This window comes from Azospirillum rugosum, from assembly GCF_017876155.1.
GTDB lineage: Bacteria > Pseudomonadota > Alphaproteobacteria > Azospirillales > Azospirillaceae > Azospirillum > Azospirillum rugosum.
This window is the reverse complement of the sequence record NZ_JAGINP010000024.1, coordinates 121,300-141,461: the sequence shown is the minus strand read 5'-3', so window position 1 is coordinate 141,461 and position 20,162 is coordinate 121,300. Positions and strand designations below refer to the sequence as shown.

At 69.0% G+C, this 20,162-nt stretch carries 17 protein-coding genes; 10 read left to right on the top strand and 7 right to left on the bottom strand.

Annotated features, from left to right (window positions below; translation table 11 throughout):
* Window positions 1–117: 117 nt before the first annotated feature.
* Window positions 118–765 (top strand): DUF47 domain-containing protein, encoded by a 648-nt coding sequence (locus tag J2851_RS27930; RefSeq protein ID WP_209770447.1) that lies wholly within the window; start codon window positions 118–120, stop codon window positions 763–765.
* A 139-nt stretch (window positions 766–904) separates the two neighbouring features.
* Here the strand turns inward: J2851_RS27930 and J2851_RS27925 are convergent, their stop codons facing one another.
* Window positions 905–2,086, bottom strand: a complete 1,182-nt coding sequence (locus J2851_RS27925; RefSeq protein WP_209770446.1) for a cystathionine gamma-synthase — start codon at window positions 2,084–2,086, stop codon at window positions 905–907.
* Window positions 2,087–2,091: 5 nt separating this feature from the next.
* Window positions 2,092–3,471, bottom strand: a complete 1,380-nt coding sequence (locus tag J2851_RS27920; RefSeq protein ID WP_209770445.1) for a pyridoxal-phosphate dependent enzyme — start codon at window positions 3,469–3,471, stop codon at window positions 2,092–2,094.
* Between the two features lie 186 nt (window positions 3,472–3,657).
* On the opposite strand from J2851_RS27920, the gene J2851_RS27915 reads away from it, so the two are divergent.
* Entirely contained in the window at window positions 3,658–3,972 is a 315-nt protein-coding gene (locus J2851_RS27915; protein ID WP_307420406.1) for a MetQ/NlpA family ABC transporter substrate-binding protein, read from the top strand.
* A 101-nt stretch (window positions 3,973–4,073) separates the two neighbouring features.
* Here the strand turns inward: J2851_RS27915 and ccoG are convergent, their stop codons facing one another.
* From ccoG to J2851_RS27900, 3 genes are all read right to left on the bottom strand, one after another.
* Window positions 4,074–5,564, bottom strand: coding sequence for a cytochrome c oxidase accessory protein CcoG (ccoG, locus tag J2851_RS27910; RefSeq protein ID WP_209770444.1), 1,491 nt, complete (start codon window positions 5,562–5,564; stop codon window positions 4,074–4,076).
* A gap of 195 nt (window positions 5,565–5,759) precedes the next feature.
* Window positions 5,760–7,244, bottom strand: a complete 1,485-nt coding sequence (locus J2851_RS27905; protein ID WP_209770443.1) for an aminotransferase-like domain-containing protein — start codon at window positions 7,242–7,244, stop codon at window positions 5,760–5,762.
* A 405-nt stretch (window positions 7,245–7,649) separates the two neighbouring features.
* Complete coding sequence (locus tag J2851_RS27900) at window positions 7,650–8,774, bottom strand: AI-2E family transporter (RefSeq protein ID WP_209770442.1); 1,125 nt, start codon at window positions 8,772–8,774, stop codon at window positions 7,650–7,652.
* A gap of 919 nt (window positions 8,775–9,693) precedes the next feature.
* Between J2851_RS27900 and J2851_RS27895 the strand changes: the two genes are divergently transcribed.
* From J2851_RS27895 to J2851_RS27860, 8 genes are all read left to right on the top strand, one after another.
* Window positions 9,694–11,598, top strand: coding sequence for a tetratricopeptide repeat protein (locus J2851_RS27895; RefSeq protein ID WP_209770441.1), 1,905 nt, complete (start codon window positions 9,694–9,696; stop codon window positions 11,596–11,598).
* A 218-nt stretch (window positions 11,599–11,816) separates the two neighbouring features.
* Complete coding sequence (locus J2851_RS27890; RefSeq protein ID WP_209770440.1) at window positions 11,817–12,236, top strand: Rap1a/Tai family immunity protein; 420 nt, start codon at window positions 11,817–11,819, stop codon at window positions 12,234–12,236.
* A 57-nt stretch (window positions 12,237–12,293) separates the two neighbouring features.
* Complete coding sequence (locus J2851_RS27885) at window positions 12,294–12,572, top strand: glycine zipper family protein (RefSeq protein WP_209770439.1); 279 nt, start codon at window positions 12,294–12,296, stop codon at window positions 12,570–12,572.
* Window positions 12,573–12,629: 57 nt separating this feature from the next.
* Complete coding sequence (locus tag J2851_RS27880; protein ID WP_209770438.1) at window positions 12,630–13,757, top strand: MlaE family ABC transporter permease; 1,128 nt, start codon at window positions 12,630–12,632, stop codon at window positions 13,755–13,757.
* A 12-nt stretch (window positions 13,758–13,769) separates the two neighbouring features.
* Complete coding sequence (locus J2851_RS27875) at window positions 13,770–14,591, top strand: ABC transporter ATP-binding protein (protein ID WP_209770437.1); 822 nt, start codon at window positions 13,770–13,772, stop codon at window positions 14,589–14,591.
* A 26-nt stretch (window positions 14,592–14,617) separates the two neighbouring features.
* Entirely contained in the window at window positions 14,618–15,631 is a 1,014-nt protein-coding gene (locus tag J2851_RS27870; RefSeq protein ID WP_209770436.1) for an MlaD family protein, read from the top strand.
* Window positions 15,632–15,687: 56 nt separating this feature from the next.
* A complete protein-coding gene (locus tag J2851_RS27865; protein WP_209770435.1) occupies window positions 15,688–16,293 on the top strand; it encodes a PqiC family protein in 606 nt (201 codons plus the stop codon).
* Window positions 16,294–16,364: 71 nt separating this feature from the next.
* Complete coding sequence (locus J2851_RS27860; RefSeq protein ID WP_209770434.1) at window positions 16,365–16,613, top strand: hypothetical protein; 249 nt, start codon at window positions 16,365–16,367, stop codon at window positions 16,611–16,613.
* A gap of 87 nt (window positions 16,614–16,700) precedes the next feature.
* On the opposite strand, the gene J2851_RS27855 is transcribed toward J2851_RS27860, so the two are convergent.
* The gene (locus J2851_RS27855; protein ID WP_209770433.1) at window positions 16,701–17,315 is read right to left on the bottom strand and encodes a hypothetical protein; all 615 of its coding nucleotides are present in this window, start codon (window positions 17,313–17,315) and stop codon (window positions 16,701–16,703) included.
* A gap of 50 nt (window positions 17,316–17,365) precedes the next feature.
* Complete coding sequence (locus tag J2851_RS27850) at window positions 17,366–20,131, bottom strand: MGH1-like glycoside hydrolase domain-containing protein (protein WP_209770432.1); 2,766 nt, start codon at window positions 20,129–20,131, stop codon at window positions 17,366–17,368.
* Window positions 20,132–20,162 lie beyond the last annotated feature (31 nt).

Genomic DNA, 20,162 nt, shown 5'->3' with positions numbered 1-20,162 from the left:
GAGGCCGGGACAGCGCGCCCGGCCTCCGATGATGACGTTCATATGACGATTTTGCTGCAAAGCCACCGCGCATGGGGGTATTAGGGAGCGTCCGAACCGACCGAGAGACCAGCTCCCATGCTGCTGCTGCGCGCCATCCGTTCCATGATGCCGAAGGAAGAACGGGTCATTGAGCAATTCGTCGAGCAGGCCCGCCACATCGTCACGGCGGCCGACGCCCTGGAGGCCGTCATGGCCGCCGAGCCGGAAGAGCGGAGCGAGCGGACGGCGGCCCTGAAGCGCATCGAGAAGGACGCCGACCGAATCGCCAAGGAAGCCGGGCGCGGCTTGCACCGCACCTTCATCACGCCCTTCGACCGGTCGGAGATCCAGGCGCTGATCAACGCGCTGGACGACTGCATCGACCTGATGGACGAGGTGCCGCGCCACGCCGCCCTCTACGGCATCGACGCCTTCGACACGCCGATGCGGCGCATGGCCTCGATCATCCGCCGGCAGGCGGCGCTGCTGGTGGACGTGATGCCGCTGCTGTCCACCATCACCGGCAACGCCGAGCGCATCCTGAACGTCTGCAGCCAGATCTCCGACCTGGAGGACGAGGCCGACGAGATCCTGCGCGACGCCCTGAAGGCGCTGATCGCCGAAAAGCCGGAAATGATCGCCTTCCTCGGCCGCCGCGAGGTGTACGAGCTTCTGGAAGCGGTCACCGACCGCTGCGACGACGTGGGTGACCTGATCGAAGGGATCACGCTGGACCAGGCGTGAGCATAAGTTCCCTCGCCCCTCTGGGGAGAGGGTTAGGGTGAGGGGGCGCCCGAAGGGCGGAAACGCAGCCTCATTGCAGCGCTTTTCCGGCCTTCGGCCGCCCCCTCATCCCAACCCTTCTCCCCAGAGGGGAGAAGGGCTAACCCAACGCCCGCTCCAGATCCTCCCGCAAATCGGCCGCGTCCTCGATCCCCACCGACAGGCGGATCAGGCCGTCGCCGATTCCCAGCGCACGGCGCTGCTCCGCGGGGATGGAGGCGTGGGTCATGATCGCGGGATGCTCGATCAGGCTTTCCACGCCGCCCAGGCTTTCGGCCAGCGCGAAGAGATGGCAGCGCTCCAGCACGCGCTTGGTGTCCTCCAGGCTGGCGTCGAGATCGACCGTCACGATGCCGCCGAAGCCCCGCATCTGGCGCTTGGCGAGCTCGTGCTGCGGGTGGCTCTCCAGCCCCGGATAGACGACGCGGCGCACGCGCGGGTGCCGCTCCAGCCAGCGGGCGATCTCCAAGGCGCTGGCGCAGTGCCGCTCCATGCGCAGCGCCAGTGTCTTCAGCCCGCGCAGCGCCAGGAAGCTGTCGAACGGGCCGGAGATGGCGCCGACGGCGTTCTGGAGGAAGGCCAGCTTCTCCGCCAGCTCCGCGTTGTCGCCGACCACCGCGACGCCGCCGACCATGTCGGAATGGCCGTTCAGGTACTTGGTCGCCGAATGCACCACGGCGTCGGCGCCAAGCTCCAGCGGGCGCTGGATCCAGGGGCTGGCAAAGGTGTTGTCCACCACGGTCCAGATGCCGCGGCTCTTGGCAAAGCGGACCACCGCCTCGATGTCCACCAGCTTCAGCATCGGGTTGGTCGGCGTCTCGATCCAGATCAGCCGCGTGTCCGGCTGCACGGCGGCGGCCAGGACGTCGAGGTCGCTCATGTCCACGTAGCTGGCGCGCAGGCCCATGGAGCGTTTGCGCACCCGCTCGAACAGGCGGAAGCTGCCGCCGTAGAGGTCGTCCGACGCGACGATGTGGGACCCGGCGTCCAGCGTCTCCAGCAGGGTGGAGATGGCGGCGAGGCCGGAGGCGAAGGCGAAGCCGCGGGTGCCGCTCTCCAGGTCGGCGATGCAGCGCTCGAAGGCCATGCGCGTCGGGTTCTGGCTGCGCGCGTACTCGTAGCCCTTGTGGACGCCGGGGCTCTCCTGCACGAAGGTGGAGGTGGCGTAGATCGGCACCATGACGGCGCCGGTGGACGGATCCGGGGATTGCCCGCCGTGGATGGTCCGCGTGGCGAAGGCCAGGCGGTTCTTGCCCTTGCTGCTGTCCGTGCTGTCCGTCATGATCCTCACGCGCTCTCAAGCCGCAGGTGGTTGATCAGGTCGACCCGTGTGACGAGGCCGAGGAAGCGGTCGCCTTCCACCACGATCGCCACGCGGTCCTGGGCGAACAGCGGGTTCAGCGCCGCGATGGGCGCGTCCGCCGGGGTGGTGACGAGGTCGCGCACCATGGCCTCCCGCACCGGCTTGTCGAAAGAGCCGGCCACCACCGCGTGCAGGATGTCGCTCTCGTCCAGCAGGCCGACCAGCTTGCCGCCGTCGGTCACCGGCAGCTGCGAGACGTCGGCCGCGCGCATGCGGCTGAAGGCGGTGCGCAGCGTGTCCGCGGGGCTGACCGTGATGGTGCCGCCGGAATCGAAGCGCCGGGTGACGAGGTCGCGCACCGTGCCGGTGTGGGCGCGCGGCGTGAAGCCCTCGTCCAGCAGCCAGAAGTCGTTGAACATCTTCGACAGGTACTTGTTGCCGCTGTCGCAGATGAAGGTGACGACGCGCTTGGGTTCCTTCTGCTCCCGGCAATAGCGCAGCGCCGCAGCGACCAGCGTGCCGGAGGAGGAGCCGGCCAAAATGCCCTCCTTCACCAGCAGGTCGCGCGCCGTCTCGAAGCTCTCCGCGTCGGACACGGTGTAGGCCTTGGAGACGAGGTCCAGGTCGGCAATGGGCGGCACGAAGTCCTCCCCAACGCCCTCCACCTTCCAGGATCCGGCCTCGACCAACTCGCCGGTGGCGATGTAGTGGGCCAACACCGAACCCTCCGGGTCGGCCAGCACCATCTCCGTTTTCGGATTGACCGACTTCAGGAAGCGGCCGACGCCGGTGATGGTGCCGCCGGAGCCCACGCCGGCCACCACCGCGTCCAGGTCGTGGCCCATCTGCTCCCAGATCTCCGGGCCGGTGGTCGTCTCGTGGGCGTGGGGGTTGGCGGGGTTGCCGAACTGGTTGACGTAGAAGGAGCCGGGGATCTCCGCCGCCAGCCGCTCCGCCAGGTCCTGGTAGTATTCCGGGTGCCCCTTCGGCACGTCGGAGCGGGTGATGCGCACCTCCGCCCCCAGCGCCTTCAGGTGCAGCACCTTCTCCCGCGCCATCTTGTCCGGCACGATCAGGACCAGCCGGTAGCCCTTTTGTGCTGCGACCAGAGCGAGGCCCAGGCCGGTGTTGCCGGCGGTCGCCTCGATGATGGTGGCGCCGGGCGACAGGCGGCCGTCGCGCTCCGCCGCCTCGACCATCGACAGGGCGATGCGGTCCTTGATGGAGCCGCCGGGATTCTGGCTTTCCAGCTTCACGAACAGGCGGCAGGGGCCGGTGTCCAGCCGCGAGATTTCGACGATGGGCGTGTTTCCAACCAGGGACAGCACGCCGGACCTCTGGTCGGGTGCGCGGCGGGTGGTCATGGGTGTCCTCCCTCCAACGAACGGGCCTTCAACGCAAACAGGAACGCGGCACGGGCGGTGACGGACCATCCGTACGGGTCAGTATGCCCATGGCACTGCGGAACTGATCACCTTTTCCGACTACGCCATTCCCAACGCGGCGCTGGACGCCGGCGAACTCGACGCCAACGCCTCTATTCCCGCAAGGTGAAGGCGATCGGCGAGTTGAAGCCGGGCGCCAAGATCGGTATCCCGAACGACCCCAGCAAGGGCGGCCGCGCGCTGAACCTGCTGGCGGCGAACGGCCTGCTGACCCTGAAGGACGGCAAGGGCCTGACCCCGGCCAAGGACGCGCTGATCCAGGAGCCGCGCGACGGCAACCCCTACGGCAACTTCGTCGCCGCGCGCGCGAAGGACAAGGACCGCCCGGCGCTGAAGACGCTGGTGTCGGCCTACCAGTCGCAGGAGGTGAAGGACTTCCTGCAAACCCGCTTCAAGGGCGCGATCCTGCCGGCTTGGTGAGGTCGTTGTTGGGACGTTAACCACAGAGGCACGGAGACACAGAGATTATTGGCCGGCTGGAAGCCCTCTGTGCCTCTGTGTCTCCGTGGTTCAAATTTTCTCTACGGCCCCAGGAACACCGTCGCGGCCTTCTGCGCGGCGCCCTCGGCCGTGTCGGTCAGCGTGAACACAACGGGAGTCGAAACCGCGGCGACCGCGCTCCGCGGGACCCGGACATGGACGCGGTAGGTCTGCACCGTGTCCGGCGCGGCTGTCAGGTCCAGTTCCGCACCCTCTGGACCATCGACGCCGGCCCCAGTCAGCACCGCCCCCGCGATTCCCGACAGGGTCAGGCGGTAGGCCTGCGGCTGGCGGGTCATGTTGGCGATCTTCACCGTGTAGCTGTTCTGCAATTCGCCGCCGGACAGCGCCACATATAACGGCGCGCGGTCGCGCAGGACGGACAGGCCGGCCGCCGGCTTCAGGGCGAGGCTCCAGGCCATGACGCCGCCCACCACCACCATCAGCAGCGTGTAGACCACCGTGCGCGGGCGGACGAGCCGGTAGGGATCCGGCTTGCGGGCCGCGGCCTTGGCGGCCTGGGCCGATTGGGTGTCGTAGCGGATCAGGTCGCCCGGCCGGCCGATGCGGGCCATGACGTCGTTGCAGGCGTCGATGCACAGGCCGCAGCTGATGCAATCCATCTGGATGCCGTCGCGGATGTCGATTCCCGTCGGGCAGACATGGACGCAGGCGTTGCAGTCAATGCAGTCACCAAGGCCCGTGCTCTTGCGCGCCTCCCACTCCTGGTCCTTGCGCAGGGGCGCCCGGCCCTCGCCGCGCCAGTCCTGGTAGGTGACGACCAGGCTCTCCTCGTCCAGCAGGGCGGCCTGGATGCGCGGCCAGGGGCAGACATAGACGCACATCTGCTCCCGCATGAAGCCGGCCATGGCGTAGGTGCAGGCGGCCATGAACAGGATCCAGCCCGACGCGAGCATCGACGGCTGAAGCCGTGCCAAGTCGCCCACATAGCCCGGCGCGTCCACGAAGTAGAAGATCGCCGTGGCGCCGGTCGCCAGCGCGATCAGCAGCCAAACCGCGTGCTTGGCCGCCTTCTTGGCGAACCAGCGGGCGTCGCGCGGGCCGTTGTCGAGCCGGATGCGGGCGCCCCGGTCGCCCTCGATCCATTCCTCGACCCGCACGTAGAGGTCGGTCCACACCGTCTGCGGGCAGCTGTAGCCGCACCAGACGCGCCCGGCCAGGGCGGTCGCCAGGAACAGGCCGAAGGCCGCCAGGATCATCGCCCCGGTGAAGTAATAGATGTGCTGGGGCCACAGCTCGACGGCGAACAGGTAGAAGCGCTGGGCGTCGAGGTCGAGCAGCACCGCCTGGTCCGGCACGCCGGCGCCGCGGTCCCAGCGCAGCCAGGGCAGGACGAGGAACAGGGCGAGCAGGGCCGTCGTCAGCGCCCACTTGATCCGCCGGAACCGTCCGCGGACGGCCTTCGGATGGATCTTCTTGTGGGATGCGTAGAGCGGCGGCGGGGGTGGCGGGGAGGGTGGCGGGGCGCTGGTCCCGGAGCCGGCGACGGGAGAGCGGGCGAGTTTCTGCATGGCGAGCCTCTGCACGAACAATCGTGGCCGAAGACCCGCCGAAGCGACGGCCTTGCGGCAATGCGGGCATTGTATGCGCGCACTGTAGGGTCAGCAAGGCAGATTGAATGTATTGTCAGGCGTGCGAAATGCCGGAATCCGGGGAAATCCCATCAATGCGTCACTTTGTAGCACTCTGTATGGAGGGCCCCTCCGTCAGATGACGACGCCCGCCGCGGCGGGGATGAGATCAAGCGCCTCCGCCAGGACGTGCAGCACGCGGCGGGTGTCCTCGCGGCTGGCCGGGGCGCCCAGGCAGACGCGCAGGGCCTGCGGCACGTCGGAGGTGGTCGCGAAGGCGTCGGCGGTCACCGCGGCGATGCCGCGGGCGCGCAGATGGGCCGCGAACTCGCCCCGCGTCCAGCTCTCCGGCAGGCCGAGCCAGAGGTGGAACGCCTCCCGCTTGGTGACGGCGCTGCCCGGCGGCAGGAGGGATTCGGCCAGCGCCCGGCGCTCCATCGCCTCGGCGCGGATTCCGTCGCGGATGGCGGCGGCGGTGCCGTCCTCGATCCAGCGTCGCGCGATCGCCGCGGCGAGGGGCGAGGCCATCAGCGTCGTGCCGCGCTGGGCGGCCGACACCCGCAGCGCCTGCCGCGCGTCGGGCACGGCCACATAGGCGACGCGCAGCATCGGCGACACGCACTTCGCCAGGCCGGCGATGTGGAAGGTGATCTCGGGCGCAAAGGCGGCCAGCGGCGGGGGCGAGTCTTCCGGCAGGGTGCCGTAGATGTCGTCCTCGATGATCGGCACGCCGTGGTCGCGCGCGGCCGCGACGACCGCCGCGCGCCGCTCCACCGGCATGGTCGCGGTCGTCGGGTTGTGGAAGGTCGGGATGCAGTAGAGCGCCTTCGGCCGGTGCTGCGCCAGAACCGCGCGCAGGGCGTCCGGGTCGATGCCGTCCGCGTCCATCGGCACGCCCACCACCCGCAGGCCCAGCTGCGCCGCCACGGCGCGGAAGCCGGGGTAGGTCAGCGCCTCCGCGCAGACGGTGTCGCCGGGGCGGGCCAGCGTGGTCAGCAGGGCCAGCAGCGCGCCCTGGGTTCCCGGCGTCACCAGAACCCGTTCGACGGGCAGGTTGGGCAGCCGGTCGCGCAGCCACCGCGCGCCCGCCGCGCGCTCCTCCCGCGGACCGCCGGCCTCCGGGTAGTGCAGCAGGTCGGGCAGGGCGAGGCCGGAGGCGACTCCCGCCATGCCCTGGTGCATCCGCTGGAGCAGATCCTGCGACTCCGGCAGCGGCGGCTGGTTCATGGTCATGTCCACCAGCGACCCGGCCGCTGTTCCGGGGTGTGCCGCCGATGGGCCGGTGGTGGCCGGGGAAAGGGTGGGGGAAGTCATGGTCCCGGCCGGGCCGGGGCGGGCGCCGGGCCGGACATTGGCGCGAACGAAGGTGCCCTGGCCCACGCGCGCGTCGACCAGCCCGCGGTCGCGGGCCTCGCCATAGGCGCGGCTGACGGTGGTGAAGTCGATGCCGATCCGTTCGGCCAGGGTCCGCTGCGGCGGAAGCCGCTGGCCCGGCACCAGCCGGCCGGCGCGGATGTCATCGCCGATCGCGTCGGCGATGGCGAGATAGACCGGCTTGGCCCGGTCCTCGATGTCGGGGACCCAATCCATCCGGCTCGGGGCCTGTTCGTCCGTCGGCATGCCTGTTCCCGCGGCTTATGGCGTCGTGCCACCGCCCACCATAAGGCCTGGCATTGTATGGATTGTCAATATGCCGGCCCCACTGCCGGGGTCCGAAACAGGCGCGCCCTCGGCGGTTGGACGTAACGCGAATGCTCCGATGATGGTTTGATCGACCGTGATGTTGCTATCCTGGGTGTGACCGGGGAATCCCATGCACGACCACAGTGTCCATCGGCGACGCGGCATTCTGATACGGCTCCGCAAGGTCGTGGAGGGTTACGAGCGTCACGGCCAGGACGGCGTCGCCCTCGTGCGGGGCCTCCGCTACGAACTGGCGGTGCGGGCCACCGAGGTGAATGGCGACGCTTGCGCCTTTCCCGCCTGTCCGTGCTCGAAGGCCGACTGCGTCAGCCGTCCGCGGCCTCAATCCGCGGGCGCTTCGCCGCGCTCCGACCCGCCGCTCCATTCGCGGGTCAGGCTGTAGGCGACGGCGAGCAGCGTGGGCCCGAGAAAGACGCCGATCAGGCCGAAGGCCACGAGGCCGCCGACGATGCCCAGGAAGATGACGATGAAGGGCAGGTCGCTGCCGCGCCCGATCAGGATCGGGCGCAACACGTTGTCCAGGCTGCCGACCACCAGGCCGACCCACACGGCGATGAACAGCGCCATGCCGGTGTCGCCCCGCCCGGCCAGCCAGATCGTCACCGGCAGCCAGATGATCGCCGGGCCCATGGGGACCAGCGTCAGGAAGAAGGTCGCGAAGCCCAGCAGGAACGCGCCGGGGACCCCGGCGATCCAATAGCCGAATGCGGCGGCGATGGCCTGCACCAGCGCCGTGCCGAGGACGCCGTGCACGACGCCGATGATGGTGTCCGCCGCCACGTCCAGCGCCTGCCGCGCCCGCGCACCGGCGATCCGCCCCATGACGCTGCGCAGCCGTTCGACCGCCGCACGGCCGTCGCGGTAGAGGAAGAAGGCGATGAAGACGCTGATCGCGATCAGCGAGGTTCCGGACAGCAGGGCGCCGCCGCTTGCCAGGACGAAGTCGCGGATCCGCCCCAGATAGGGCTGGAGCACGGTGCGGAGGTCCGCCTCGCCGGTCGCCAGCGCGGTCCAGACCTCCTGCATCGTCTCGCCGGCAATGGGCACGCGGGCCATCCAGTCGGGCAGGGGCCCCAATCCCTGATCGATGCCGGTGTTGATGAGTTCGAAGAGGCGCAGCACGTTGTCGGACAGCTTCAGCCCCAGAAGAACCAGCGGGCCGACGAACAGGGTCATCACCACCAGAGTCATGATGGTGGCCGACAGCGTGGTGCGGCCGCCCAGCGCGCGTTCCAGCCGCCAATGGAGCGGCCATGTGCTGAAGGTCAGGATGACCGCCCACAGGATCGCCGCGATGAAGGGCCGCAGCACCACGAAGCAGCCGACCAGCAGCACCAGGATCAGGGTCAGGACGAGCGCCTTGCGGACGTAGCTCATCTCAAAACGGTCGGCCGTGTCCAACGCTCCGGCCTGCGGCATCCGTTCGTCGTGGAAGACATCGGCCATGGCTCTGCTCCCGGGAGGGCGTGTGCGGGTGCCCGGCGGTCCATGATGGGGGCCATCGTGGCCCGCCTTCGCACCATGGTCTTTTCTATCGAAAACCTCCGCGCCGCGAACGCGCGATACGGTATGTCGCCCGCCGCCGAAAGGCGCCGCCGTGTGGACGCGCCCGTATACGGTAACACGATGCGGCCCTTGGTACCGTATCACCCAAGGGCGGGCATGGCTGGAATCATCTGTTCCCCGATTCCGCCCAAAGCCATAGGCGCGCGCCAGTCCACGCCGGCCATCGACTTCCTTCATAGGGTCGGCGTACCTTGTTTGTTGTATAAGCTGCCGCCATCCACCAAGAATACGTAGAGACATTCTTCCATTGGTCAATCTGAAGCTGAAAGCTCGATCCAATACACCGTCGGTCATGGAAGACTACGAAAATTGGAGATAGTCTGGCCAATCTTGGGGAATGCTGTTCGGCGTTCGAACGATTGAGGCGATTCAGGGGAAAGCGCAAGCGTAGCTTCTGCTGTAAGCTATGAGTATGTACGCCTTCCGCCGTGGTTTCAATTGCGCCCTGCCGGCGATAAACAGGGCTTGCAGACGTCGGCAAGCAAAAGGACTTCATCAGAAATTCATTCAAAACAAAAGCGGCCACTCCCGCGCTGGCACAGCTTTTTGCGCGTTTCGCGGCAGCGGTGTGGTCTTTCGAACCATTGTGCCGAAACATTGTGAGAGTGCCGCCGATTATCACGTGCCGGGCCGTTCGTGTTCAAAGTCGGATCGATGCCACGTCATCGACGCCGCAGCCTGACGGGTACGAAAGGGCCGGGAAACCTTCCGGCACGGTCGGTTCGGTTGCCGTGCGCGACCTTCGGGCCGGAACCAGTGGCCGGAACCAGCGGATGGTGAGAGCATGGATGGAGGGGGCATGCCGCAATCCTCTGGTGAGGCGATTCCGCCCGCGCTCATCGACGAAGCGCTGGAGCGCGTTCTCGCCAGCCGGGGATTCCGCGGGTCCGCTCGCAAGCAGCGGTTCCTGCGATTCGTCGTGCAGGAAACCCTGGCCGGCCACGCCGACCGGATCAAGGCTTACGCCATCGCGATCGATGTCTTCGACCGCGATGCCAGCTTCGACCCCCTGCTCGACCCGGTGGTCCGCATCCACGCGGGCCGTGTCCGCCGCTGCCTGGAGCAATACTACCTGACCGACGGCGCCGCCGACCCGGTCCGCATCACCATTCCAAAAGGCAGTTACGTTCCCCAGTTCCTTGGGCCCCAATTCCCTGGCCCTCAATTCACCGGCGTACCGGCCATGGCCCCGTTCGCTGGCCTGCAATCACGGGCGGAGCACCAGACCGCGGAGCACCAGACCGACAGCGATGCCGCGGCCCCGGACGAGGCGGCCGATGCTCCGCCACCGCACCTGACGTCGCCCCCGCAATCGCACCCGAATCCGCCCCCGTCACGACCGTTGCGCGCGCGTTTCCGCGCCGCCGTCAGGCCGCGCACGGCCGCGCTGGTGTCGGCGGTGCTGCTGGTCGCCGCCGCGCTGCTTCTCGCCCTGTGGGGCGCGGGTTCGATCCGGCGGGAGCCGCCGGGCGCGACGATGTCGGCCTCCATGGGGCGCGGCCCGGCGCTGCTGGTGTTGCCGTTCGCCAACGGCACCACCGACCCATCGCAGGACATCTTCGCCGAAGGCTACACCGAGGAACTCATCGGCGCGCTGGTCCGCTTCAGGAATGTGCTCGTCTTCGGGGCCGACACCAGCTTTCGCTACAAGTCGGCGGCGGCTCTGCGCGAGGCCGAGCCGAACCTGCCGATCGACTATGTCCTGAAGGGCAGCGTCGCGCTGGTCGGCGAGCAGATCCAGGTCACCGCCGTGCTGATCGACGCGAAAACCCGCCGCTATCTGTGGTCCGACAGCGTCCGCCGCGACTTCACGGCGGCCACCATGGTCGATCTGCGCCAGGACATCGCCGCCCGGGTCGCCCGCGCGCTGGTGCAGCCGAACGGCGTGATCGAGGAGGAGGAGGCGCGCCACGCGGCCGACCGGCCGCCGACGGCGCTGTCCTCCTACGAATGCCTGTTGCGGGCCCGGCAGTACTGGCGCCACCTGGACGCGGCCCTGCACGGCCAGGTGCGCACCTGCCTGGAACGCGCGGTGCAGGCCGATCCGCTCTACGCGGACGCGTGGGCGGCCTTGGCCATGGTCATCATCGACGAGACCCGGCTCGGCTTCAACCCGCGGTCCACCGATCCCAACCCGGTGGCCACCGGCCTGGAACTGGCGCAACGCGCCGTGGCCCTGGCGCCCGACAACCCGCTGCCGCATCAGGCGCTCGGGCTGGTCCATTGGCTGCGGCGCGAGCCGCAACTCAGCATCGCCGCCTACGAGCGGGCGCGGGCGCTCAATCCCCACGGTCCCGACATTCTCGCCGATCTCGGGCGCTGCTACAGCCTTGTCGGGGATTGGCAGACGGGCATCCCCCTGATCCAGGAGGCGTACGCGCGCAACCCGGCGCAGCCGAGCTGGTACCGCATCGTCATCGCCACGTATCACTATGTGAACGGCCGGTATGACGAGGCGCTCGCCGAAGCCCAACGGGTCGAGGTGCCGGAGTTCGTTCTCTCCCACGTCGCCCTGGCGATGATTCATGCGGAGGCCGGCCGCAAGAGCGATGCCGCGCGGGAGGTGCGGGAAATCCTCCGCCTCGATCCGGACTTCGGCGCCAAGATCGTTACGGAGCTTGAACGGCGGAACATCGCCCCGCCCACCATCGCCAAGATCCTCGACGGCGTCCGGAAGGCCGGCCTCGCCGTCCCGTCCGGCTGATGCCGCCGGCCGTCGTCGCCACCGACCACCCCGCTTGATACGGTGAGATGATACCGTAGCACGCCCGCGTTTCTCCCGCTTGCTACTTCTGAACGCCCCGCGGTTGCGTCTCAATGGTCGTCGGAACCGAAAGTCACGCGAGCCCTCCCTTTGGCTGCCGACCTGTCGACCAGCCAGGGACGCCTCCGGTGACCGGGAACGATCGTCGGGAGTGATCGATGACACACCAGCCCAAACGCGCTCTGGCGGCCATCCCGGCGGCCATCGCCATGGCCATGGCCATGGCGGCCGCCACGGTGCAGGCGCAAACCGCGCCGGCTCCTTCGGAAACCAATTTCCAGGTCCGGACGACCGCCGATCTCGTGAAGTTGTGCGAGGCTGCGCCGGCCGACCCGACCGGGATCGCGGCCCTGCATTTCTGCCAGGGCTTCGCCGTCGGGGCCTACCAGTACCACCAGATCGTGACCGCGGCCGAAGGCAAGCGTCAGCTGGTGTGCGCGCCGAACCCGCCGCCGTCGCGCAACGAGGCCGTGGCGGCCTTCATCGCCTGGGCGAAGCAGAATCCGCAGCAGATGAACACGCCGCCGGTGGAAGGGCTGTTCCGCTTCCTCAGCCAACGCTACCCCTGCCGCGCGTGACCTCCGCGCCGCACCTGCAGGCCCATCCCGATGGGGCACTTTGACAAGGGCACAGCCATGACACCCAACCGCCTTCTCATCGTCGCGGCCGTCGCGTTCCCGCTCACCGCGTGCAGCGACATGTCCCCGACCCAGCAGCGCGCGCTCACCGGCACGACCGGCGGCGCGGCCGGCGGCGCCCTGATCGGCGCCATCGCCGGCAACGCCGGCATGGGAGCCGCGATCGGCGCCGGCGCCGGCTTGGCCGGCGGCCTGCTCTACGACTATCACAAGCGGACGGAGCAGTCCGCCTACCAGCGCGGCGTGCAGACGGGGCAGAGCCAGAGGAGCAACTGACCCCGCGCGGGCGGCACCGCCCGTTCAAACCGTTCCGAACAACGGGAGTCCCCCGCCATGACGGTCCCCGTGCGCCTTGAGTGGATCGACGGCCGGACCCTGGAGTTCCGCTGTTCCGGGGACTGGAGCGTGCGGCACGGCATGCCCTCCGTCGCGGAGGTCGCGGCGGGCTTGGCCGGCGATCCGGCGCCGGGCCGGGTGACGGTGCAGGCGCGCGAGCTGGGGCGTTGGGACTCGTCCCTGGTGGCCTACGTCGCGGCGGTGGAGGAGCTGTGCCGGTCGCGGGCGATCCCCTTCGACAAGGGCGACCTGCCGCCGGGCGTCCGGCGCCTCGTCGACCTCGCGCTCGCCGTGCCGGAACGGGCGGGAACGCGCCGGGCCGGCGGGCCCAAGCCGCTGCTCGTCCTGGTGGGGGAGGGGGCGCTGCGCTCCTGGTCGGGGTTCCAGGACACGTTGTCGTTCCTGGGAGAGGCCACCCTGTCCTTCCTGCGGCTGCTCGCCGGGCGGGCGCGCTTCCGCCGCTCCGACCTGATGCTGACGGTGCAGGAATGCGGCGCGCAGGCGCTGGGCATCGCCTTCATCATTTCGCTGCTGGTCGGCCTGATCCTGGCCTTCGTCGGCGCGGTGCAGCTGCGCACCTTCGGTGCGGAGATCTACGTCGCCAACCTCGTCACCGTGGCGATGACCCGCGAGATGGCGGCCATCATGACCGCCATCGTGCTGGCCGGGCGGACCGGGGCGGCCTTCGCCGCCCAGCTCGGCACCATGCAGGCGAACGAGGAGATCGACGCGCTGACCACGCTGGGCGTCTCGCCGATCGACTTCCTGGTGCTGCCGCGCATGCTGGCGCTGATGCTGATGATGCCGCTCTTGTACCTCTATTCGGCCTTCGCCGGCACGCTGGGCGGCTTCCTGGTCGGCACCGGCATGCTGGACCTGACCGCCACCACCTACCTGACGCAGACCCAGGCCAGCTTCTCCTTCACCGACTTCTTCGTCGGCTGGGGCAAGAGCGTCCTGTTCGGCGCGCTGGTCGCCATCGCCGGCTGCATGCGCGGCATCCAGTCCGGGCGCAGCGCCGCGGCGGTGGGCAACGCCGCGACCTCCGCCGTGGTCACGGCCCTGGTCTACATCATCATCAGCGACGCGATCCTCGCCGTCCTGCTGAACATCGTCGGGCTGTGAGGGGAGGGCGGCATGGAACCGGCACCCCCCAGGAACGGTCAGAACGGACAGGCCGCTCCCCCGCCGCGGATCGCCGTGCGGAACCTGGACATGGCCTTCGGCGGGTTCGTGGTGCAGCGCGACGTCAGCTTCACGGTCCGGCGCGGCGAGATATTCGTCATCATGGGCGACAGCGGCTGCGGCAAGAGCACGATGCTGAAGCACATGATCGGGCTGATCCGCCCGGCCCGCGGCGACGTGCTCTACGACGGGGAGAGCTTCTGGGGCGGCAGCGCCGGAGGCGACGGGACCGACCACCGCATGGCGATCAGCCGGCGCTTCGGCGTGCTGTTCCAGAGCGGCGCGCTGTGGAGTTCCATGACCCTGGCCGAGAACGTCGCCCTGCCGATGACGCTCTACACCGACCTCGACGCGCGCGAGGTGGCGGAGATGGTGGCGCTGAAGCTGGCGCTGGTCGGGCTGCGCGGGTTCGAGGAGTACTACCCGTCGGAGATCAGCGGCGGCATGCGCAAGCGCGCCGGGCTGGCGCGGGCCATGGCGCTCGACCCCGACATCCTGTTCCTGGACGAGCCGTCGGCCGGGCTGGACCCGCTCAGCTCCCGCCGGCTGGACGACCTGATCCTGGAGCTGCGCGACAACCTGGGCAGCACGGTGGTCATCGTCACGCACGAGCTGGCGAGCATCTTCGCGATCGCCGACGACGCGGTCTTCCTGGACGCGGAGAGCCGCACGGCGATCGCGCACGGAAACCCGCGCGACCTGATCGACCACGCCGAAAGCCCGAAGGTGCGGGAGTTCCTGCATCGGGGTGAGATGGCCGCAACGCCCGTCTGACGGGCAGCCGGAGAGAGAGGTGCGCCATGGCAGCCAAGGCCAATCCGAAGGTGGTCGGCGGCTTCGTCGTCGGGGCCGTGGCGCTGCTGGTCCTTGTGGTGGCGCTGTTCGGCGGCGGCAACCTGCTGGTCAAGCGCCCGCGCGCCGGCAGCTACTTCCAGGGCTCGGTCGCCGGGCTGGAGGTGGGGGCGCCGGTCACCTACCGCGGCGTGCGGGTCGGCGAGGTGAAGTCGATCCGGCTGGAGGTGGACAGCAAGACGCTGACGCCCCGCATGCCGGTGGAGTTCGAGTTCATCCCCGGCGTCGTCCAATGGACGGACAAGCCGCTGCAGCCCGACGAGTTCCGCCGCCTGATCGAACGGGGCCTGCGCGCCAAGCTGGTGTCGCAGAGCCTGGTGACCGGCCTGCTGGCGATCGAGCTGAACTACTACCCGAACGCGGAGGGCACGGTGGTCGGTGGGCTGCCCCAGGACGTCACCGAGATTCCGACCGTGCGCTCGGACATGGAGACGCTGCGGTCGACCCTGAGCAACCTGCCGCTGGACGAGATCGCCACCAGCCTGGTGCAGGTCCTGACGCGCATGGACGCGCTGCTGTCCGGACCGGAGTGGAAGGTCGCCATGGCCTCGCTCGCCGGCGGTCTGCAACAGTTCCAGGGGCTGATGGAAACGGCGAACACGCGGAGCCGGCCGTTGCTGAGCGATGTCGAGCGCACCGCCAAGGAGGCGCAGGAGGCCATCGTCGTGCTCCAGCAGGATGTGCACGCGCTGGTCGGCGACCTGCGCGGCGTGATCGGCAAGGTGGACGGCGAGGTTCAGCCGCTCAGCGCCCGCGTCCAGGCGGTGGCGGCGGCGGCCGAACGGGCCTTCCAGCAGGCCGACGGCGTCCTGCGATCGGTCAACGGCGTGATCGACCCGCGATCCCCCCTGCGCGGCAACCTGGAGCAGACGATGAGCAACCTGTCTTCCGCCTCGAAATCGCTGCGGTCCTTCGCCGACCAGCTCGACCGGCGCCCCAACGTCATCATCACGGGACGGTGACCATCATGAGACGGTTCGGGGTTCGGCGCCGGGGGATCCTGCAAGGACTTGTGGCCATGGGCATCCTGGCCGGCTGCGCCGGCGCGCCGCCGCGCCTCTACGTCCTGACCCCGCTGCCGCCGGGCGCGCCGAACGGAGGCAACTCCGCGAACGGGCCGACAGGCGCCCGGCGCCGCAGCGGCCGGTCGATCGGCGTCCAGCCGGTCACCATGCCGGAGTATCTCGACCGTCCGGAGATCGTCGCCCACACCGCCGCGCACGAGCTGTCCGCCAACCGCGACGACCAGTGGGCCGAGCGGCTGCCGACCAACGTCACGCGCGTCCTGGCGGAGAACCTGTCCGTCCTGCTGGATACGGACCGTGTGCGCGTGATGCCGGCACGGGATGGCGACCGCTTCGACTACGAGGTCGCGGTCGATTTCGACCGCTTCGAACGGACGGTTTCGGGCGACAGCGCGCTGGCCGCCCGTTGGGCGATCCGCGACGGGGCGACCGGCAAGGTCCTGGTCCGCGACGAGACGCGCCTGTCCACCCCCGTCCCGGCAAGCGGCTACCCCGCGCTGGTGGCGGCCATGAACGACAATCTGACGGCGTTGAGCCGCGACATCGCGGCGGCCATCGGCAAGCTGCCGCAGAAGGGCGGCGCCCGCACGCGAAGCTGAGGCGGAAGGCAATCCGCTTCAGAGGGCCGACCCGATCCGGCGGGAGCATCCATGCCCAGGCGAGGACACGCATGCCGGACAAGGTTCAATACGCGGTCGAACGTTTTCCCGACCTGGATCAGGCGATCAAGCAGTGCTGTGCGGACAACCGCTTTTTCCGCAGCTTGTGCGAGGATTATGGCGAAGCCGTCGAGGTGCTGCGCGGTTGTGAGGACGAGAACGACCCGGAACGGTTGGAGCGCTGCAACGCCTGCCGCGAACTCGTCGCGGAACTCGAACGGGAGATCCTGCAGGAACTCGAACATTGGGTCGGCGAATGAGGCGTGTCGCGTCCCTGCCGACGGCGATCACCGGTCGCCGGCGACTCCGCCGCCGGCGCCGGTCTCGGCAACACGCCTTCCAAAAGCTCAGAACAGGCCTTTCTTCGCCGGCTGGATGTCCACGGCCAGCGCTTCGTTGACCACGGCGGTGATCGTGTCGCCGACCTTCAGCGACGGCAGCCGCGCCTGCCGCTCGGGGTCCGTGACGTGGACGGTGTGGATCTCGCCGCCCTTGGGGTTGACGAGGTCGAGGCTGTTGCTGGCGAGGTCGATGCCGACGACCAGCCCGCTGACCTGCGTCATCTGCATGCCGATGCCGCCCGGCGCCTCGACGGGCCGCGCGACCACCTGCTGGATTTCGTCCTCCGGCACAGGGGTGCCGGGCTGCGACACCAGGAAGGCGACGGACCGGTAGTATTGCGCATCGACGGTGTCGCCCACCTTCAGCATCTCCAGGCGCACGTTGGGGCCGGCCATGACGGTGACCCGCCGCCCCGATTCCCCGGTGAGCGTCACGTGCCGGCTGTTCGGGTCGATCGCCGTGATCTTGGCGCGGATCGACAGCGCCGCGGCGTCCGGCACGACGTTGGTCAGAACGGGCCTGCCCTGTGCCGCGGCGTTTTGCGTCAGGGTGACCGGCACCAGGAAGGCGCCGCCGAGAATGAGCGCCACGGCCGTCGGAATGGCTGCACGAGTGTTCATGGTGTCCTCCTGTCGCGTTGGTTCCGGCCTGTCTTGCGTCTGACGTCGCCTCACATGCGCTCATGCCGTGCGAGCGAAGCGGCGTAGGGTTCCGTTCCGCTTTCCAGGATCTCTTGCGGGTTGGTGGTCGCGAAGACGTGCATCAGGCGGGCGACGACGCCCGTCCAGCCGGTCTGGTGGCTGGCGCCGATGCCGGCGCCGTTGTCGCCGTGGAAATACTCGTAGAACAGCAGGCAGTCCTGCCAATGGGGGTCGTGCTGGAACGTTTCCGAACCCCCGAATACGGGCCGGCGGCCCTGCTCGTCGCGCAGGAAGATGCCGGCCAGGCGGCGCGAAATCTCCTCCGCCACCTGGTACAGCGTCATGCGCCGGCCGGAGCCGGTGGGGCATTCGACGGTGAAGTCATCACCGTAGTACATGTAATATTGCAGCAGCGCCCGGACGATCAGCGCGTTCACCGGCATCCAGATGGGCCCACGCCAGTTCGAGTTGCCGCCGAACATCCCGGTGTCGGATTCCGCCGGCAGGTAGTCGACGCGGAATTCCCGTCCGTCGACGGTGAAGACGTAGGGGTGCTCCGCGTGGACGCGGGAGATGGAGCGGATGCCGTAGGGGCTGAGGAACTCGCCCTCGTCCAGCATGCGCGCCAGCACCCGGCGCAGCCGCTGCTCCGTCAGGATCGCGCCCATGCGCCGCCCGTTGCATCCCGGACGCCGCGGGTCGTGCATGGCGGCCACCATGTCCGGGCGGTCCGTGACGAAATCGCGGAAGTGCCGGGCGAGGTGCGGAAAGCCGGCCAGGAGATCGCCGTCGAACACGCACACCGCGCAGAAGGGCAGCAGCCCGACCAGGGAACGGACCTTCAGCCGCTCCGACCGTCCATCGGGGCGGCGCAGCACGTCGTAGAAGAAGCCGTCCTCCTCGTCCCACAGGCCGGTGTCGTCGCCCACACGGGTCATGGCCGAGGCGATCCACAGGAAATGCTCCGCGAACTTCATGGTCATGTCCGCGTAGACCGGCTTTTCCTTCATCAGTTCGGCGGCGATCTCCAGCATGTTCAGGCTGAACAGACCCATCCAGGCCGTGCCGTCCGCCTGCTCCAGATGGCCGCCGGTCGGCAGCGGCGCGCTGCGGTCGAACACGCCGATGTTGTCGAGCCCGAGGAAGCCGCCCTCGAAGACGTTCTTGCCCTCGCGGTCCTTGCGGTTCAGCCACCAGGTGAAGTTCAGAAGCAGCTTCTGGAAGATTTGCTCCAGCCAGACCAGGTCGTGCGCATGGTCGCGGGTCTTGAGGTGGCGGTAGGTGAAGATGCTGGCCCAGGCGTGGACGGGCGGGTTCACGTCGCCGAAGTTCCACTCGTAGGCCGGGATCTGGCCGTTGGGGTGCAGGTAGCGTTCCCGCAGCATCAGGTCCAGCTGGTGCTTGCCGAAGTCCGGATCGACCAGCGTCAGGGCCACGACGTGGAAGGCGAGGTCCCAGGCGGCGTACCAGGGATACTCCCACTTGTCCGGCATCGAGATGATGTCGGCGTTGTCCATGTGGTGCCAATGGAAGTTGCGCGGCGGCGCGCGGTGCATGGCGCGGAAGGGGCTCGCCCCGCGTTCTTCCAGCCAGGTGGTCAGGTCGTAGTCGTAGAACTGCTTGCCCCACAGCATGCCGGCCAGCGCCTGGCGGAAGACCAGGGCGGCATCGGCGCTGAAGGAGGCGGGGGTGATGGCCGCGTAGAAGGCGTCGGCCTCGCGGCGGCGCGTCTCCATCACGTCCGCGAAGGCGGGCCCGAAGACGTCGCCGTCACCGGCCCCTTGCCCGTCCGCGTCCAGGCGCAGGCGGATGGTCCGGCTCTCGCCGGGGCCGAGCGTCAGGCGGTAATGCGCCGCCATCTTGGTGCCGGTCTTCTCCGGGTTGACGGCGTCCCCGCGGCCCTGGACGACGCAGGCGTCGATGCCGTCCTTCACGTAGGGTGTGCGGTTCGGCACGCCGAACAGGCGCTCGCTGTTGGTCTCGTTCTCCGTGAAGAGCAGGTCGGGATCGCCGTCGCAATGGAGCGCCTTCTCGCCCTCTTCGGGGTCGTTGACCGCAACGGTCCGGCGCCCGGACGCGCCGCCGGCGTCCCGCAGCGACGGCCGGTGCGCGGCCTCGTCCGGGCGGTCGCCCCAGGACCAGCGGTTGCGCCACCACAGGGTGGGGAGGACGTGCAACTCCGCCGGGTCCGGCCCGCGGTTGCAGGCGGTGACCTGGACGAGGATTTGCCCCGGCGACGCCTTGGCGTATTCGACGAAGACGTCGAAGTAGCGGCTTTCGTTGAACACGCCGGTGTCGAGCAGTTCGTATTCCATCTCGTGCCGGCCGCGCCGGCGGTTCGTCTCGACGAGGTCGGTGTAGGGAAAGACCGCCTGCGGGTATTTGTACAGGTATTTCATGTACGAGTGGGTCGGCGTGCTGTCGAGATAGAAGTAGTATTCCTTCACATCCTCGCCGTGGTTGCCCTCGTTGTTGGTCAGGCCGAACAGCCGTTCCTTCAGGATCGGGTCGCGGCCGTTCCACAGGGCGAGCGCGAAGCACAGCCGCTGCCGCTCGTCGGAGATGCCGGCGAGCCCGTCCTCGCCCCAGCGGTAGGCGCGGGAGCGGGCCTGGTCGTGCGGGAAATAGTTCCAGCTGTCGCCGGACTCGCTGTAGTCCTCCCGCACCGTGCCCCATTGGCGCTCGCTGAGGTAGGGACCCCAGGCCTTCCACGCCACAGCCCGCTCGCGCGCCTCGTCAAGCCGGACATGCTCGGCCGTCCTGGCCGCTCCCGGTCGATCACCCGCTTCCGGCATTGGAACCTCCCTCGATGGAACTCCCCAGGGG

Excerpts from the sequence above, each read along its gene's own strand:
- J2851_RS27930 (WP_209770447.1), top strand. The coding sequence starts at position 118 with ATGCTGCTGCTGCGCGCCATCCGTTCCATGATGCCGAAGGAAGAACGG.
- J2851_RS27925 (WP_209770446.1), bottom strand. The coding sequence starts at position 2,086 with ATGACGGACAGCACGGACAGCAGCAAGGGCAAGAACCGCCTGGCCTTC.
- J2851_RS27920 (WP_209770445.1), bottom strand. The coding sequence starts at position 3,471 with ATGACCACCCGCCGCGCACCCGACCAGAGGTCCGGCGTGCTGTCCCTG.
- ccoG (WP_209770444.1), bottom strand. The coding sequence starts at position 5,564 with ATGCAGAAACTCGCCCGCTCTCCCGTCGCCGGCTCCGGGACCAGCGCC.
- J2851_RS27905 (WP_209770443.1), bottom strand. The coding sequence starts at position 7,244 with ATGCCGACGGACGAACAGGCCCCGAGCCGGATGGATTGGGTCCCCGAC.
- J2851_RS27900 (WP_209770442.1), bottom strand. The coding sequence starts at position 8,774 with ATGGCCGATGTCTTCCACGACGAACGGATGCCGCAGGCCGGAGCGTTG.
- J2851_RS27895 (WP_209770441.1), top strand. The coding sequence starts at position 9,694 with ATGCCGCAATCCTCTGGTGAGGCGATTCCGCCCGCGCTCATCGACGAA.
- J2851_RS27890 (WP_209770440.1), top strand. The coding sequence starts at position 11,817 with ATGACACACCAGCCCAAACGCGCTCTGGCGGCCATCCCGGCGGCCATC.
- J2851_RS27885 (WP_209770439.1), top strand. The coding sequence starts at position 12,294 with ATGACACCCAACCGCCTTCTCATCGTCGCGGCCGTCGCGTTCCCGCTC.
- J2851_RS27880 (WP_209770438.1), top strand. The coding sequence starts at position 12,630 with ATGACGGTCCCCGTGCGCCTTGAGTGGATCGACGGCCGGACCCTGGAG.
- J2851_RS27875 (WP_209770437.1), top strand. The coding sequence starts at position 13,770 with ATGGAACCGGCACCCCCCAGGAACGGTCAGAACGGACAGGCCGCTCCC.
- J2851_RS27870 (WP_209770436.1), top strand. The coding sequence starts at position 14,618 with ATGGCAGCCAAGGCCAATCCGAAGGTGGTCGGCGGCTTCGTCGTCGGG.
- J2851_RS27865 (WP_209770435.1), top strand. The coding sequence starts at position 15,688 with ATGGGCATCCTGGCCGGCTGCGCCGGCGCGCCGCCGCGCCTCTACGTC.
- J2851_RS27860 (WP_209770434.1), top strand. The coding sequence starts at position 16,365 with ATGCCGGACAAGGTTCAATACGCGGTCGAACGTTTTCCCGACCTGGAT.
- J2851_RS27855 (WP_209770433.1), bottom strand. The coding sequence starts at position 17,315 with ATGAACACTCGTGCAGCCATTCCGACGGCCGTGGCGCTCATTCTCGGC.
- J2851_RS27850 (WP_209770432.1), bottom strand. The coding sequence starts at position 20,131 with ATGCCGGAAGCGGGTGATCGACCGGGAGCGGCCAGGACGGCCGAGCAT.